This is a genomic window from Thalassolituus sp. UBA2009 (genome assembly GCF_002335285.1).
In the GTDB taxonomy this organism is placed as follows: domain Bacteria; phylum Pseudomonadota; class Gammaproteobacteria; order Pseudomonadales; family Oceanobacteraceae; genus Venatoribacter; species Venatoribacter alkanivorans.
Window position 1 is genome coordinate 8,159 of sequence record NZ_DDCJ01000016.1, and the last position, 14,527, is coordinate 22,685.

Genomic DNA, 14,527 nt, shown 5'->3' on the forward strand with positions numbered 1-14,527 from the left:
TCGGCGCCCGGACGCAAACGCGCGTATGGGCCAACATGGCAGTCAGCAGCCAGCTGCGCCTGATCGATCATGGAATAACATTCGATCTCGCTGCCGGCACCGATGCGGCTGTTTTTGATCACACAGTACGGGCCGATCTGTACGCCGTCTTCCAGAACCACATCACCTTCAAACACACAGCCAACATCAATTACCACATCCGCACCCACGGTCAGGGTACCGCGTACGTCGATGCGTGCCGGATCGGCCAGAGAGACACCATCACGCAACAGCTGATCCGCCTGCTGGCGCTGATAAACGCGTTCCAGACCGGCCAGTTGCAGACGGTCGTTCACACCCTGCACTTCGTATTCGTCCTGCGGGTGAATCGCCCGCACCGCCACGCCCTGTTCAACCGCCATGGCAATCACATCGGTCAGATAATATTCGCCCTGAGCATTATTGGCGGACAGCTTTGGCAACCACTCATTCAGCAACGCCGCTGAGACTGCCAGAATGCCGGTGTTCACCTCACGGATTTTACGCTGCAGATCGCTGGCATCTTTGTGTTCAACAATGGAGAGAATATTGCCGGCATCGTCACGCACAATACGGCCATAACCGGTCGGGTCCGCCAGCTCAACGGTTAGCAGGGCCAGAGCATGGCCATCATGGGTTTCGTCGAGCAGTTTCTGCAGGGTTTCTGTGCGGATTAATGGCACATCGCCGTACAGCACCAGCACGGTCGCTGCCGGATCAACCTCAGGCATCGCCATCGCCACGGCATGGCCGGTACCTTTCTGCTCACTTTGCAGCGCCCAGGTCACCGGAAAGTCCGTGATCTGTTCTTTTACCGCGTCAGCCCCGTGTCCGATCACCACATGCTGCTTCGCCTTTGGCAGCGCCGCAGCACTGTTGAGTACATGCGCCAGCATCGGCTTGCCAGCCAGACGATGCAGTACCTTTGGCAGGTCCGATTTCATACGCGAGCCTTTGCCCGCAGCCAGGGTAACGACGGCCAGTGTCATAACAGCAATATCCACAGAAAATAGTGGAGGCTATTCTAACGGGCCTGCGCTACCTGTCCAGCTGCAGTGCGGCGGACAGGCACCCGCTTTGCTGTGCATTTACACGCCCTGCAGCAACACCAGAGCAAAGTAATTTTGCGCATCAGTCCATATCTGACGGGTTTCAAATCCGGCACTGCGGGCCATGCTTTGCAGCCCATCGGGGCGGTATTTGCAGGAATTTTCGGTGTGAATACTTTCGCCTTTACGCAGTGCTATCTGCTGACCGGCAACATTAATCATCTGATCAACCTCGCTGATCAGGTGCATTTCGATGCGCGACTGCTCTGCGTTGTAACGCGCTTCATGGCGGAAACGCTGTTCGTCAAATCCGGCACTTAAGGTCTGGTTCAGGTGACGCAGAATGTTTTTATTAAAGGCGGCGGTGACGCCCTGCTGATCGTTATAAGCGGCTTCCAGCACTGCAACATCTTTTTCCAGATCAACACCGAGCAGAAAATAACTGCCACGCCCCAGTGTCTGACGTACGCGCTGTAAAAACTGCCGGGCTTCCGGCGGCGTGAAATTACCCAGACTGGAACCGGGGAAAAACCCCAGCTTGCGCTCCGCCTGCTCAATCTGGTGCGGCAGGCTGAGCGGCTGGCTGTAATCCACACAGGCGGCATAAATGCTCAGCCAGTCGTAGTCGTCCAGCAGACGCTGCGCAGCAGCCAGCAAAAACTCACGGCTGATATCCATAGGCACATAACAATCCGGGCGCAGCGCTTCGAGCAGTAAACGGATTTTAAGACTGGCCCCCGCACCGTATTCCAGCAGCACACTGCCAGCCCCGACGATGCCTGCGATCTCACCACTATGCTGACGCAGCAGGCCAATTTCGGTACGGGTCAGATAGTATTCCGGCAGCGCAGTAATGGCCTCGAACAGCTGTGAACCGCGCTCGTCGTAAAACAGTTTGGCTGGCAGCGTCTTCTGCCGTTGCGTCAGCCCTTTCAGTACTTCTTCGCGCAGATCCAGTGGTGCGGGCAGATGATCAAAAACCTGCAGAGCCTGTCGTTTCATACCTTATCTCCCGTTTATTGCGGTGAGTGTTCCGGATTGATCAGGGTTAGTGAGTGTCGCGGGCCAGACGCAGGCCGGTAAACTGCCAGCGCTCATGGGGGTAGAAAAAGTTGCGGTAAGTAATACGGCCGTGACCTTCGGGTGTGGCGCAGGAGCTGCCGCGCAATACCATCTGATTACACATAAATTTGCCGTTGTATTCGCCCACTGCGCCAGCAGCAGGACGGTACCCCGGATAAGCCTGATAAGAGCTGGCAGTCCACTGCCAGCGGCAACCAAACAGCTGCTGCAACTGTTGCGGATATAACCGTGCAGCACTCTCCCATTCCGCTTCGGTCGGCAGGCGCGCACCCGCCCAGCGGGCGTAGGCATCGGCTTCGTAAAAACTGATATGGCAAAGTGGCGCCTGCGGGTCGAGCGGCTGGCGTCCGGCCAGGCCGTAGGTACTCCATTCGTTATTGTGCTGGCGCCAGTACAGCGGCTGCCGCTCCTGTGGCGGCAGACTGCTGATCCAGCTCCAGCCATCGGCCAGCCACCATTGCGGCTGCTGATAACCGCCCTGTTCAATAAACTGCAGGTATTCCGCATTGGTGACTAAGCGGCTGGCGATTTCTCCGCCCTGCAGCCACTGGCGGTGACGCGGGGTTTCGTTATCAAAGGCAAAGGCCGGGCCTCTGTGGCCGACCTCGGTAACGCCTTCTTTCAGTGGCAGCCAGTTCGGTGCTGTCTGTTCTGCAGAGTGCTGTGTGGCCTGCTGATACACAGGTTCCAGCGGATTCTTTGCCCAGCAATACAGCAGGTCGGTGAGCATCAGCTCCTGATGCTGCTGTTCATGATTCAGCCCAAGTTCAATCAGTGGCTGCAGGCCGGCGTCATGCATCAGGGGCTGCATGGCCTGATCAATATGAGCGCGATAGGCCAGCACCTCATCCAGCGTGGGGCGGGATAACAGACCGCGCTGCGCACGCGGATAAGGCTGGCCAATGCCGTTGTAATAGCTGTTAAACAGATGGCCGAACAGCGGGTGAAATTCCTGATAATCAGGACGGTGGGGTTTAAGCAGAAAGGTTTCGAAGAACCAGCTGGTGTGGGCCAGATGCCACTTCAGCGGACTGGTGAATTCAGCGGCTGGCACAGAGCGAGTGTCTGTGTCCGGACCTGCTGGTAAAGCTCCATTTACTTTCCTCCATGACGCGCACTGGTCAGACCTTAACCTGACCGAAAGCGCCCGCCATGGCAAGTCCGCATCGTGGATTGGCCTGATCAGGACACAGGCCGGTCTGGATCAATCCGGACTTAAACAGGTGGCAAAACGCTGGGCCAGATCCTCAATAAAGTCAGGGTAGCCACTCTTTGTCACAGAAATATGACTGGCCACCGGGTCCAGCTCGCCCTGTTTAACATCCAGACCACGCACCACTGACTGCACCAGCGCCGGTGAGAATTCCGGCTCACTGAACACGCACACCACTTCGCCGGAGGTCAGCTGGTCGCGCATGCGTTGCAGGGTTTTCATACCAGGCTTCTGCTCCGGTGACAGGGTAAAGGCACCAACCTGATTGAGCTGCATGGCCTGCACCCAGTGATCATAGGCACGGTGAAAAACAAAGAAACCACGACTGCGCAACGGCGCCAGTAACTGCTCGGCGCGCTGTAAAGCAGCATCAACATCCGCTGCGAAGTTACCGGCAGGCAGCTCCAGCGCACCGGCCAGCTGCTGCTGGGCGCGCACCATCATGGCCGGCGAAAACCACCAGTGACCATCGTTCGGCTGGCCTTCTTCACGCAGTTTTGCAACATCAATCCAGATTTTGTCCGGCCAGCGGCGGGCAAAACCACTGAGATAAGGCTCAGCCTGAGCACCGGACCAGATAATGACATCGGCACTCTGGATAACATCAATATCGGATGGGCGCAGGGAGAAGTCGTGTGGCGTCATCCCCGGTGGCAGCAATACGCTGAGTTGTTCAGCTTCCACCAGTGAGGCGGCCATCAGCGCCAGCGGATGAACACTGGCCAACACTTTGTATGGCGGTTCATGGCTGATAGGGGCAGCCTGACCGCTCAGACTGAGACTCAGCAACAGTGAAATCAGCAGCAGCGGCAAATTCTTCATTGTATCGGGGCGTTCCTGTCGTAGAATTGCAACATTATAACCTAATCTCCGAGGCGCGACGATGGCTCAAAACGTCTATAAAGCCCATGACCACCACGCCTGCATCGACAGTGCCGTTTCCCGCGCCCGCACTCTGTGCGAAGAACAGGGCGCACGCCTGACCCCGGTACGCCAGCGTGTGCTGGAACTGGTCTGGGCCAACCATAAACCGGTTGGCGCTTACGATCTGCTGCCGAAACTGGCGGAAGAAGGTTTTAACTCCGCACCGCCGACCGTTTACCGCGCCCTCGATTTTCTGCTCGATCTGGGTCTGGTGCACCGCATCAGCTCCCTGAATGCCTTTATTGGCTGCACCCATCCGGGCGAAGCGCATCCCAGCTGCTTTTTTGTCTGCCGCGAATGTGGTGAAGCGCAGGAGCTGGATGCCGAGCAGGTGAATAAAATCGCCCGTCAGGCCGAACAGATGCTGGGAGTGAAAGTCGAGCAGCAAATGACCGAACTGATGGGCCTGTGCCCAAGATGCCAGGATGCCGTATGAGCAGCGCCAGTGCCGCAACGATTCTCAGCGCCAGCCAGCTGCAGCTGGTACGCCAGCATAAAACCGTGCTCAACGATATCAGCCTTAACCTTAAAGCCGGCCAGATCATTACCCTGATCGGCCCTAACGGCTGCGGCAAGTCGACGCTGATTAAAGTGCTGCTGGGGCTGGAAACAGCCGATTCCGGCAAGGTCACGCGCCGCCCCGGACTGCGTATCGGCTATATGCCACAGCGCCTGAGCCTTGATCAGCGCATGCCGTTAACCGTCACCGGCTTTCTGCAGCTGGCGCGCGGCGCCAGCAACGAGCGCATCCATTACTGGCTGGAACGGCTGGCAATCAGCGCTCTCGCTAGGCAATCGGTACACGACCTGTCCGGCGGCGAATGGCAGCGGGTCTTACTGGCCCGCGCGCTGCTGATCAAACCCGACCTGTTGGTACTCGACGAACCTGTACAGGGGGTTGATGTACAGGGCCAGCTGGAGCTGTACAGCCTGATACCGCAACTGCGGGATGAGCTCGGTTGTGCGGTACTGATGGTGTCCCACGACCTGCATCTGGTCATGGCCGCCACCGACGAAGTGATCTGCCTGAATGGCCATATCTGCTGTTCCGGACATCCGGATACGGTTTCTATTGATCCTGCGTATATCCGCTTATTCGGCGCCCGCCCACAGGGACAACAACAGGCCCCAATCGCTCACTACACCCATCATCATGATCATCAGCACTGCGCCGACGGCCATGTTGAGCACCACGCACCCGGCAAGGAGATTCTGTGAATCTGTTCGATTACTGGTGGCTGATGCCATTAATGGCGGGGGTTCTGCTGGCTCTGGTGGCCGGACCACTGGGCAGTTTTGTGGTGTGGCGGCGCATGGCTTTTTTTGGCGACACCCTGGCCCACGGCGCTCTGCTGGGTATTACCTTTGGCGTGCTTACCGATATCAACCTGACGCTGGCTCTGGTGCTCGGCTCGGTACTGCTGGCGCTGCTGTTACTGCCGCTGCAGAACCGCTCGCGCTTATCGTCCGATACCCTGCTGGGCATTGTCTCGCACAGTACGCTGGCGATTGGTCTGGTAACACTGAGCCTTGCCCAGGGCATCCGCGTCGATCTGATGGGTTATCTGTTTGGTGATCTGCTGGCGGTAGAACGTATCGATGTGCTCTGGATTCTGCTGGCGGCCATTCTCATTGCTGTGCTGCTGTTCTGGCAGTGGCGCGCCTTGCTTGCCATTACCGTCAGCCAGGAACTGGCTGCGATCGATGGCCATCCGGTGCAACGTCTGAACCTGATGCTGATTCTGCTGCTGGCGTTACTGGTTGCTCTGGCCATGAAGGTGGTGGGGATTTTACTGGTCAGCGCCCTGCTGGTTATTCCGCCGGCCGCAGCGCGCAGTCTGGCGCGCACACCGGAGCAGATGGTCTTGCTGGCCAGCGCAACCGGCGTTATCTCAGTGCTGTTAGGATTGTGGGCATCGTTCCGTTTCGATACGCCGGCCGGCCCCAGCGTGGTGGTTGCGGCTACCACCCTGTTTGCATTCAGTCTGGTGCTGCAAAGTCTGCGCGACGCCAGACGTCCTGCCTGACAGCAGCACCAAACATAATCAACGGACAAAAAAAGACCCGGTCGCCATTGGGGGCAAACGACCGGGTCAACTTCGGATCATTGGGGAAGTACCGAAGAAAAAGAACTACCTGAAAAAGCATCCAGAGAGAAGTCATGCGTCTGGTCATCAATTCCCGAAGGAATGATTAAACTATAGCCACGGATTCGTAATTTGCTGGCTGCAGAGACGCATTTCAGTTGTATTTTCTTATGACGAATAGCTGCGCAATAAATATCAGCAATGACAGTAGGACCGGATGATCTGTAGCTCTGCGGCCGCCGTAAACGGCCTCAGAAAAAGGCAGGAGGCCGGCAAACGCCGGCCAGAGTCAGGCTTCTGGTGTTTCTTCTGTTTCCGCAGCCACATCTTCGGGCGGCAGCAACCAGCTGTTCAGACGCTTTTGCAGTTCGTCGGTGCCTTCACCATTCAGCGATGAATAGGTCTGCACACTGACCAGCTTACCCAGCGACGATACCGCCTTGCGCACCTGCAGTAAGGCGCTCTGCGCCGGGCCGCGTTTCAGCTTGTCGGCCTTGGTCAGCAGAATATGCAGCGGCATTTCAGAGCGCTTAGCCCACTGAATCATAGCGTTGTCGAATTCTTTCAGCGGATGGCGGATATCCATCAGCAGCACCAGACCAATCAATGCATCGCGGTTCTGCAGATAATTATCCAGCTCGCGCTGCCATTCGTTTTTCACCGCCAGCGGCACTTTGGCAAAGCCGTAACCGGGCAGATCGACCAGTGCCAGCGGCAATTCGCCAATCTGGAAATAGTTAATTAACTGCGTACGGCCTGGAGTTTTACTCGTACGCGCCAGTTTTTTGTGACCTGTTAACCTGTTCAGTGCACTGGATTTTCCCGCGTTGGAGCGGCCGGCAAAGGCTACTTCCCGCAAAATATCCATCGGACACTGGCTCAGCTTCGCGGCGCTCTTAACGAAGTGAGTGTTGGTATAGGTCAAGGATTCCTGTTCTATCATGGGGTAAACGTAATGACCGTCCGGAAATTAATGTTATATAATGCTTGGCCTTTGGATGACGCACCCATTCTATCACAGGGCGATGAGTCCGGGGCTAAGCTGTTTTAACCATCTAAAACATGCAATCAGAGAGAGACTCCTATGATTAAAAAATTAGCTGTGATGGCTGCTGTAACCGCAGCGATGAGTGCAAATGTTCAGGCCTTCGACGTAGCGGCTAAATACCAGCAGACCTGCAACGCATGCCACTCAATGGGAGTTGCCGGTGCACCGAAATCCTTTGATAAGGCCGCCTGGGAGCCTCGTCTGGCTAAAGGTATGGATGCTCTGATAACCAGCGTCACCAACGGCTTGAATGCCATGCCGCCACGCGGCCTGTGCATGGACTGTACTGCTGACCAGTACAAACAACTGATCAACTACATGGCAGCGCCCAAGTAAGCGCGCCCCTGAGTAGTAGACGAATTCACATACAACCTGGACCTGATGATGAAAAACCTGTTGATTAGCCTGATCGTTTCTGCCGGACTGATGTCCGTTGCTCACGCCGGTGATGCTGAAGCCGGTAAAGCAAAATCTGCTACCTGTGCGGCCTGCCACGGTGCCGACGGTAACAGTCTTGCACCAACTTTCCCGAAAATTGCAGGCCAGGGTGAGCGTTATCTGATCAAACAGATCAAAGATATCCGCGATGGTAATCGTCAGGTTCCGGCGATGGCTCCATTCGTTACCGGCCTGAGCGATACCGATGTTGCTGATCTGGCTGCTTACTTCAGCGCTCAGGTGCCAACCACCGGTGGCGCAAAAGAAGAACTGGTTGAACTGGGCCAGCGTATCTACCGCGCCGGTATCGAAAGCAAAGGCGTTCCGGCTTGTCTGGCATGCCACGGTCCTGACGGTAAAGGTATCGAAGCCGCTGGCTTCCCACGCCTTGCTGGTCAGCACGATGCCTACACCCAGGCTCAGCTGACTGCATTCAGCATGAACCAGCGCACCAATGATGGCGATACCCGCATGATGCGCGATATCGCTTATCGCCTGCATACCACTGAAATCGAAGCAGTGTCTTCGTACATTCAGGGTCTGCGTTAATCCGCAGATAAAAAAGAAGGTGGCCTCGGCCACCTTTTTTTATGCCTGCAGCGCACGGCCCCTTGACCCGTCTTTGCATTTTGACGGTGGGCGATACCGAACCTTTATGCAAAAATGCGTCTAACAAAATCTGATTAATAAGAATGGAGTAACCCATGTTGTCACAGGTAACCAAATGGATGGCAGCCGCTGTATTGCTGATCAGCGCCAGCGCTCAGGCTGCAGCATACGAAGCCGGTAAAGAATATAAAGTACTGGCCGAGCCGGTACCTGTGCTGGCCGATGGCAAAGTGCATGTCGAAGAAGCTTTCTGGTATGGCTGCCCGCACTGTTTCCACCTCGAAGACATTATCACTCCATGGAAGAAAAACCTGCCGGCCGACGTTGCCTTTGAAGGCGTTCCTGCCATGTTTGGCCGCGCCTGGGTGTCCCACGCACAGTTCTATTATGTAGCCGATGTGCTGGGCGTACTGGATCAGGTACACGGCGATATTTTCAAAGCCATCCATGTTGAGCGTCAGCGTCTGCTGGACCGTGATGATCAGCGCGATTTTCTGGTCGCCAAAGCCGGTGTAAAAGCTGCTGATTTCGATAAAGCGTATGAGTCTTTCACCGTGAAAAGCCGTATGAAGCAGGGTGATCAGCGTATCCGTGCGTTCCAGATCTCCGGCGTACCGGCACTGATCGTACAGGGCAAATACATCATCGACGCCACTTCAGCGGGCGGTCAGGACAAAATGCTCGACGTTGCTGACTACCTGATCGCCAAAGAGCGCGCAGCACTGTCCGGCAAGTAACATGACCCATTTCTGCACTCTGCAGGAATTCACAGCGGCACCCCGTGCCGCTGACACCCTTCGTTTACTCTCCTTCAATATGCAGGTCGGCATTCAGACCGGCGGCTATCACCACTACCTGCTGCGCAGCTGGCAGCATTTATTACCCTGCCGTGAACGCGACTGGGCATTAAGCCAGATTGCCCAGTTAATAAGCCCCTTCGATATTGTTGCCCTGCAGGAAGCCGATGGTGGCAGCTGGCGCAGCAGCCAGGAAAATCAGGTCGAACGTCTGGCACGGGAAGCCTGCTTCCCGCACTGGTATCAGCAAATCAACCGCAATCTGGGCAAGCTGGCACAACACAGCAATGGTTTACTGACACGGCTGCCGGCGGCACGGGTGGAGCAACATGCACTGCCCGGCCTGCTACCCGGACGCGGCGTAATGCTGCTGCGTTTCGGTGAAGGCGAGCAGGAACTGGTGGTTGCCATCACGCATCTGGCACTGGGCAAACGCACACAGTTCAGCCAGCTCGATTTTCTCTGCGATCTGGTGGCCGATGCGCGGCGGCTGGTGATCATGGGCGACCTTAATCAGGAGAGTGAAATCCTGCTGCATCAGAGTCCGCTGAAGCGGCTGGCACTGCACCGTCTGGAACAACACCTGCCGACCTACCCCAGCTGGCAGCCCAGCCGCGGGCTTGATCACATACTGTTAAGCGACAATATTGAGCTGAAGCGCATCGCCGTTATTGATCATCCGCAGTCGGACCATTTGCCCGTTGCCGCCGAGATTGTCCTGCCCGGATAAGCTGACGCCGGTCATGATTTTTCCGCCATCCGGCGCGGCAACTTCGGTTGCCTTACCTATACTTAGCCTGACTATTTTCAAAGCCCACCAATAGAAGTAACCCGAGGACGCAACATGGCAGAGGGAACAGGGTCGGATTCCGCCCGGCGCTGGCGCGACAAATATCTCGACCTGTTAGACAGCCACGAGAAACTCAAAAACTCTTCAGAACAACAGCACGACCAGATGCGCCGAGGCCTGGTCATGGTTTCCCTGCTGGCCGAAGGTCAGGCTGCCGGTGTCGACAAATCTCTGAACGATCTGCGCGAAGCCCTGAAACCCGGCGCCAATGGCATGAACCGGGTAATGGATGAGCTGGAGCGGGCCGTCAAACGTTTTGAAGAACAGAACACCGCCCAGGCCGAAGTGCTGTTGGGACAACTGGCAGACACCGCCGAAAAACTGAGCCTGTGCCCACTGCCCAAACCACTGCTGAAACGCATCCGAGAAATCCGCAAAGGTGCTGCAAACGAGCTGCTGAGCTGGTCCGGCTACATCAACCAGCTGCAGAGCTGGATTCAGATCCTCGGGGAAATCGCCACCCTCGAAGGCTTTGAAGAACAGCGCAGCAGCAAGTGGTGGCAGCGCTGGTTTAAGCCCAGCGACAGCAGCAGCGATGACGGTGACGATAGCAATATTGTTTCTGACAGCGATGCAGAACATGACGACCATCCGGAATCTGAACCGGGCTTTTCTCATATCGCTCAGGAAGTCTCTGAAACCCTGCTCAACCTGCTGTCACAACTGGTAATTCCTGACCGTCTGAACCATACAGCCCTGAATCTGCAAAACCGTCTGCAGGAAGGTCTGAACTGGTATGAGCTGGTACCTCTGCTGGAAGACACCACCGAATTCCTGCTTGAGTGTCTGGGTAACAGCCAGACCGAGCTGGAGCAGTTTCTGCAAAGCCTTGATCAGCGCCTGAAAGCCATTCAGATACTGGTCAGTGAAGCCAGCCAGGGACAGCTGGAGCGCAAGCGTGCCCGCCTTGATCTCGACAGCATGGTGCGCGACCAGATTGCCGATATCCGCTCGGTGGTCACCGGCTCCGGCGATCTCGGCGAGCTGGGCGTCAGTGTGCGTGATCACCTGACCATGATCGTGCAGGCGATGGAGAAATATCAGAAGGAAGAAGAAGAGCGCGAAGAACGCCTCGCCGCCCGGTTGGAAATGCTGCAGGCGCGGCTGAGCGAAATGGAAAAAGAAGTCACCGAAAGCCGGGTTGCCATCGAAGAGCAGAAGCGCCGCGCCACCCACGATAACCTCACCGGCCTGCCCAACCGTGATGCCTATCAGGCGCGTCTGGCGGAAGAGTTGCTGCGCCGCAACCGCTATGGGGGTTCGCTGGCTTTGGTCGTGGGTGATGTCGATCACTTCAAACGCATCAACGATAATTATGGCCACCTGGCCGGTGATAAAGTGCTGCAACTGATCGCCCGCTCATTGCGCAAAAACCTGCGCGATGTCGATTTTATCGCCCGCTACGGCGGTGAAGAATTTGTCATCCTGATGCCGGAAACCAATACCGCCGATGCGATGATTGCCGCCGAGAAGCTGCGCGCCAAAATCGAAAACAGCCCGTTCAACTTCAAGAAAGAACGGGTTCCTATCACCATGTCCTTTGGTGTCAGTGAGTTTCATGCACTGGAATCACCGGACGCCGTTTTCGATCGCGCCGACAAAGCCCTGTATCAGGCCAAAAACGAAGGCCGTAACCGTATCTGTCAGGGCTGATAGCCCTGACAGATAGCGCCACAATGGCAGAAATCTGGCTATTACTATTGATCTTTTCTTTCGCTCTGATAAATTCCCGCGTCAAATCTTTCGATTCGAAACATAACGATGCCCAAACGCAATACGGTACAACGCCGCCACGGCATTCTCAGCCAGCTGAGCAAGCACGGTCAGGTACAGGTTGAGGAACTGGCACGGCGCTTTGATACCTCCGAAGTCACCATCCGCAAAGACCTTGCGACCCTTGAGCAAAGCGGCCTGCTGTTACGCCGCTACGGTGGCGCAATTCCGCTGCCAAGCGAGCTGATGAGTGAACCTGCGGGCACGGATGATGGTCAGAGTCCTGCTCAGCAGAAAGTTTCGAAACGAAAGCAGGCAATTGCCCGGGCCGCCGCCAGCTGTATCCGCGACCATAACCGCATCATTATCGATTTCGGCAGTACCACCGCCGCACTGATTCCTGAGTTGCAGAGCAAACGAGGCCTGGTGGTGATGACCAACTCGCTGAATGTTGCCAACGCTGTGCGCGAGCTGGAAAACGAGCCCACGCTGCTGCTCAGCGGCGGCACCTGGGATGCCCATTCCGAGTCATTTCAGGGCCAGATTGCCGAACAGGTACTGCGCTCTTACGACTTCGACCAGCTGTTTATCGGCTGCGACGGTATCGACCTCGAACGCGGCACCACCACCTTTAACGAGCTGCTGGGCTTAAGCCGGGTGATGGCCGAAGCGGCGCGTGAAGTGATTGTACTGGCAGAGGCCGACAAGGTCGGACGGCGCATCCCCAACCTCGAATTACCCTGGTCAGCGGTCAATATCCTGATTACCGATGACCGGCTCAGTACTGAGCAACAGACATTAATCGAACAACAGGGCGTGCGCGTAATCATCGCAGCGCCAGACAACGGAGAATAAAAAATGTGTGGCATTGTTGGCGCGGTAGCGCAGCGTGATGTGGCGGAAATCCTGCTCGAAGGCTTAAAGCGTCTGGAATACCGTGGTTACGATTCCGCCGGTCTGGCGATCATTAATGATCAGGCCGAACTGAAACGCCTGCGCCGTCTGGGTAAGGTTCAGGCGCTGGCCGATGCGGTGAAAGCCGATCCGCTGCCCGGCGGTACCGGCATCGCTCACACCCGCTGGGCGACCCACGGCGAGCCCTCCGAAGCCAACGCCCACCCGCATATTTCCGGCGACATCGCCGTGGTGCATAACGGCATCATCGAAAACCACGAAACCCTGCGCCGCGAACTGCAGGCTCAGGGTTATGTGTTTACCTCGCAGACCGATACCGAAGTGATTGCACATCTGGTCGAGCGCGAACTGAAAAGCGCCGACTCGCTGCTGGCCGCCGTTATGGCCGCCCGCAGCCAGCTTCACGGCGCTTACGGCATGGTAGTGATCGAGCGCCAGCAGCCAGAGCATATGATCGTCGCCCGTTCCGGCAGCCCGCTGGTGATTGGTTTTGGTATTGGTGAGCACTTTGTCGCGTCCGACCAGCTGGCCCTGCTGCCGGTGACACGCAAATTCGCGTTCCTCGAAGAAGGTGACGTAGCCGAGATCCGCCGCGACGGCGTCAACGTTTACGATCGTGACAACAACGCCGTTGAACGCGAAGCCCACGAAAGCACCGTCGAACACGATGCTGGCGACAAAGGCGAATTCCGCCACTACATGCTGAAAGAAATCTACGAACAGCCGCAGGCCATTGCCAATACCCTCGAAGGCCGCCTGTTTAACGGCCAGCTGAACCTCGAAGCGCTGGGCGACCTGAGCGGTATCGAACAGGTACAGATCATCGCCTGCGGCACCAGTTATCACGCTGGCATGACCGCGCGCTACTGGATCGAAGATATTGCCGGCGTGGCCTGTAATATCGAGATCGCCTCGGAATTCCGTTACCGCAAATCCGTGGTGCGCCCCAACAGCCTGCTGGTCACCATTTCCCAGAGTGGCGAAACCGCCGACACCCTCGCCGCCCTGCGTCTGGGTAAAGAACTGGGCTTCAGCAAAACACTGACCGTCTGTAACGTGCCCGGCTCTTCGCTGGTACGCGAATCCGATATGGCACTGATGACCCGTGCCGGTGCCGAAATCGGCGTGGCCTCCACCAAAGCCTTCACCACCCAGCTGGTTGCTCTGCTGCTGCTGACCGCGGCACTGGGTCGTGGCCGTGATATGGATAAAGCCAGCGAACAGCGCATCGCCGACGCCCTCACCAGCCTGCCGGGCTTGATCGATAAAGCGCTGCAGATGAACGCCGACATTCAGAAACTGGCCGAACATTTTGCCGAGAAGCACCACGCCCTGTTCCTCGGCCGTGGTGACCAGTACCCGATTGCGATGGAAGGTGCGCTGAAGCTGAAAGAAATTTCTTATATCCACGCCGAAGCTTACGCCGCCGGGGAACTGAAACACGGCCCGCTGGCACTGATCGACGCCGAAATGCCGATTGTCGTGGTCGCGCCGCACAACGATCTGGTAGAAAAACTGAAGTCGAATATCGAAGAAGTGCGCGCCCGTGGCGGCGAGCTGTACGTGTTTGCCGACGAAGCCGCGGAAATCAGCCCGCAGGCCAATATGCAGGTGATGGCCGTACCGCACTGCGACGATATCGTTGCACCGGTGCTATACACCCTGCCGCTGCAGCTGCTGAGCTACCACGTTGCCGTGATCAAAGGCACCGATGTCGACCAGCCACGCAATCTGGCGAAATCGGTTACTGTGGAATAAAGGGGAACATCATGGCCAATGAAAG

Annotated in this window: 15 protein-coding genes; 10 read left to right on the plus strand and 5 right to left on the minus strand. The window is 56.7% G+C overall.

Annotation, left to right across the window (positions count from 1 at the left end):
• The 4 genes from glmU to B3P58_RS01595 form a co-directional block, all read right to left on the minus strand.
• On the minus strand, nucleotides 1-1,007 hold a 1,007-nt coding region (gene glmU / locus B3P58_RS01580), incomplete at its 3' end, for a bifunctional UDP-N-acetylglucosamine diphosphorylase/glucosamine-1-phosphate N-acetyltransferase GlmU (RefSeq protein WP_286715589.1).
• Between the two features lie 99 nt (nucleotides 1,008-1,106).
• A complete protein-coding gene (egtD, locus tag B3P58_RS01585) occupies nucleotides 1,107-2,069 on the minus strand; it encodes an L-histidine N(alpha)-methyltransferase (protein ID WP_286715591.1) in 963 nt (320 codons plus the stop codon).
• 46 nt (nucleotides 2,070-2,115) lie between these two features.
• Nucleotides 2,116-3,204 (minus strand): ergothioneine biosynthesis protein EgtB, encoded by a 1,089-nt coding sequence (gene egtB, locus B3P58_RS01590; RefSeq protein ID WP_414716553.1) that lies wholly within the window; start codon nucleotides 3,202-3,204, stop codon nucleotides 2,116-2,118.
• Between the two features lie 150 nt (nucleotides 3,205-3,354).
• Nucleotides 3,355-4,185, minus strand: coding sequence for a metal ABC transporter solute-binding protein, Zn/Mn family (locus tag B3P58_RS01595; protein WP_286715595.1), 831 nt, complete (start codon nucleotides 4,183-4,185; stop codon nucleotides 3,355-3,357).
• Nucleotides 4,186-4,246: 61 nt separating this feature from the next.
• Here B3P58_RS01595 and B3P58_RS01600 point away from each other — a divergent pair, with 61 nt between their 5' ends.
• Genes B3P58_RS01600 through B3P58_RS01610 form a run of 3 tightly spaced genes read left to right on the plus strand, consistent with a single transcriptional unit; the run spans nucleotide 4,247 to nucleotide 6,314 of the window.
• Nucleotides 4,247-4,723: a Fur family transcriptional regulator gene (locus B3P58_RS01600; protein ID WP_145467485.1), complete on the plus strand. Its 477-nt coding sequence runs from the start codon at nucleotides 4,247-4,249 to the stop codon at nucleotides 4,721-4,723.
• Nucleotides 4,720-5,505, plus strand: coding sequence for a zinc ABC transporter ATP-binding protein ZnuC (gene znuC, locus B3P58_RS01605; protein WP_286715598.1), 786 nt, complete (start codon nucleotides 4,720-4,722; stop codon nucleotides 5,503-5,505). The genes B3P58_RS01600 and znuC overlap by 4 nt, the downstream gene beginning before the upstream one ends.
• Before the next feature lie 2 nt (nucleotides 5,506-5,507).
• Nucleotides 5,508-6,314 carry an iron chelate uptake ABC transporter family permease subunit gene (locus B3P58_RS01610; protein WP_414716554.1) on the plus strand — a complete coding sequence of 269 codons (807 nt, stop codon included), beginning with the start codon at nucleotides 5,508-5,510 and terminating at the stop codon, nucleotides 6,312-6,314.
• 349 nt (nucleotides 6,315-6,663) lie between these two features.
• On the opposite strand, the gene yihA is transcribed toward B3P58_RS01610, so the two are convergent.
• A complete protein-coding gene (gene yihA, locus B3P58_RS01615) occupies nucleotides 6,664-7,317 on the minus strand; it encodes a ribosome biogenesis GTP-binding protein YihA/YsxC (RefSeq protein WP_145467481.1) in 654 nt (217 codons plus the stop codon).
• Nucleotides 7,318-7,458: 141 nt separating this feature from the next.
• On the opposite strand from yihA, the gene B3P58_RS01620 reads away from it, so the two are divergent.
• The 7 genes from B3P58_RS01620 to glmS all read left to right on the plus strand — a co-directional run bounded on the left by B3P58_RS01620 (nucleotide 7,459) and on the right by glmS (nucleotide 14,502).
• Nucleotides 7,459-7,758, plus strand: a complete 300-nt coding sequence (locus B3P58_RS01620; protein ID WP_286715600.1) for a c-type cytochrome — start codon at nucleotides 7,459-7,461, stop codon at nucleotides 7,756-7,758.
• Between the two features lie 48 nt (nucleotides 7,759-7,806).
• A complete protein-coding gene (locus tag B3P58_RS01625; RefSeq protein WP_286715602.1) occupies nucleotides 7,807-8,409 on the plus strand; it encodes a c-type cytochrome in 603 nt (200 codons plus the stop codon).
• A gap of 155 nt (nucleotides 8,410-8,564) precedes the next feature.
• On the plus strand, nucleotides 8,565-9,206 hold the full coding sequence (locus B3P58_RS01630; RefSeq protein ID WP_286715604.1) for a thiol:disulfide interchange protein DsbA/DsbL: 642 nt from the start codon (nucleotides 8,565-8,567) through the stop codon (nucleotides 9,204-9,206).
• A 1-nt stretch (nucleotide 9,207) separates the two neighbouring features.
• Nucleotides 9,208-9,996 carry an endonuclease/exonuclease/phosphatase family protein gene (locus B3P58_RS01635; RefSeq protein ID WP_225691225.1) on the plus strand — a complete coding sequence of 263 codons (789 nt, stop codon included), beginning with the start codon at nucleotides 9,208-9,210 and terminating at the stop codon, nucleotides 9,994-9,996.
• A 114-nt stretch (nucleotides 9,997-10,110) separates the two neighbouring features.
• Nucleotides 10,111-11,769 (plus strand): GGDEF domain-containing protein, encoded by a 1,659-nt coding sequence (locus tag B3P58_RS01640; RefSeq protein WP_286715609.1) that lies wholly within the window; start codon nucleotides 10,111-10,113, stop codon nucleotides 11,767-11,769.
• 108 nt (nucleotides 11,770-11,877) lie between these two features.
• Nucleotides 11,878-12,684, plus strand: a complete 807-nt coding sequence (locus tag B3P58_RS01645; protein ID WP_145467474.1) for a DeoR/GlpR family DNA-binding transcription regulator — start codon at nucleotides 11,878-11,880, stop codon at nucleotides 12,682-12,684.
• 3 nt (nucleotides 12,685-12,687) lie between these two features.
• The gene (gene glmS, locus B3P58_RS01650) at nucleotides 12,688-14,502 is read left to right on the plus strand and encodes a glutamine--fructose-6-phosphate transaminase (isomerizing) (RefSeq protein ID WP_286715612.1); all 1,815 of its coding nucleotides are present in this window, start codon (nucleotides 12,688-12,690) and stop codon (nucleotides 14,500-14,502) included.
• The last annotated feature ends 25 nt before the right edge of the window (nucleotides 14,503-14,527 follow it).

Excerpts from the sequence above, each read along its gene's own strand:
- B3P58_RS01635 (WP_225691225.1), top strand. The coding sequence starts at position 9,208 with ATGACCCATTTCTGCACTCTGCAGGAATTCACAGCGGCACCCCGTGCC.
- znuC (WP_286715598.1), top strand. The coding sequence starts at position 4,720 with ATGAGCAGCGCCAGTGCCGCAACGATTCTCAGCGCCAGCCAGCTGCAG.
- yihA (WP_145467481.1), bottom strand. The coding sequence starts at position 7,317 with ATGATAGAACAGGAATCCTTGACCTATACCAACACTCACTTCGTTAAG.
- B3P58_RS01625 (WP_286715602.1), top strand. The coding sequence starts at position 7,807 with ATGAAAAACCTGTTGATTAGCCTGATCGTTTCTGCCGGACTGATGTCC.
- B3P58_RS01620 (WP_286715600.1), top strand. The coding sequence starts at position 7,459 with ATGATTAAAAAATTAGCTGTGATGGCTGCTGTAACCGCAGCGATGAGT.
- B3P58_RS01595 (WP_286715595.1), bottom strand. The coding sequence starts at position 4,185 with ATGAAGAATTTGCCGCTGCTGCTGATTTCACTGTTGCTGAGTCTCAGT.
- B3P58_RS01640 (WP_286715609.1), top strand. The coding sequence starts at position 10,111 with ATGGCAGAGGGAACAGGGTCGGATTCCGCCCGGCGCTGGCGCGACAAA.
- B3P58_RS01630 (WP_286715604.1), top strand. The coding sequence starts at position 8,565 with ATGTTGTCACAGGTAACCAAATGGATGGCAGCCGCTGTATTGCTGATC.
- glmS (WP_286715612.1), top strand. The coding sequence starts at position 12,688 with ATGTGTGGCATTGTTGGCGCGGTAGCGCAGCGTGATGTGGCGGAAATC.
- B3P58_RS01645 (WP_145467474.1), top strand. The coding sequence starts at position 11,878 with ATGCCCAAACGCAATACGGTACAACGCCGCCACGGCATTCTCAGCCAG.
- B3P58_RS01600 (WP_145467485.1), top strand. The coding sequence starts at position 4,247 with ATGGCTCAAAACGTCTATAAAGCCCATGACCACCACGCCTGCATCGAC.
- egtD (WP_286715591.1), bottom strand. The coding sequence starts at position 2,069 with ATGAAACGACAGGCTCTGCAGGTTTTTGATCATCTGCCCGCACCACTG.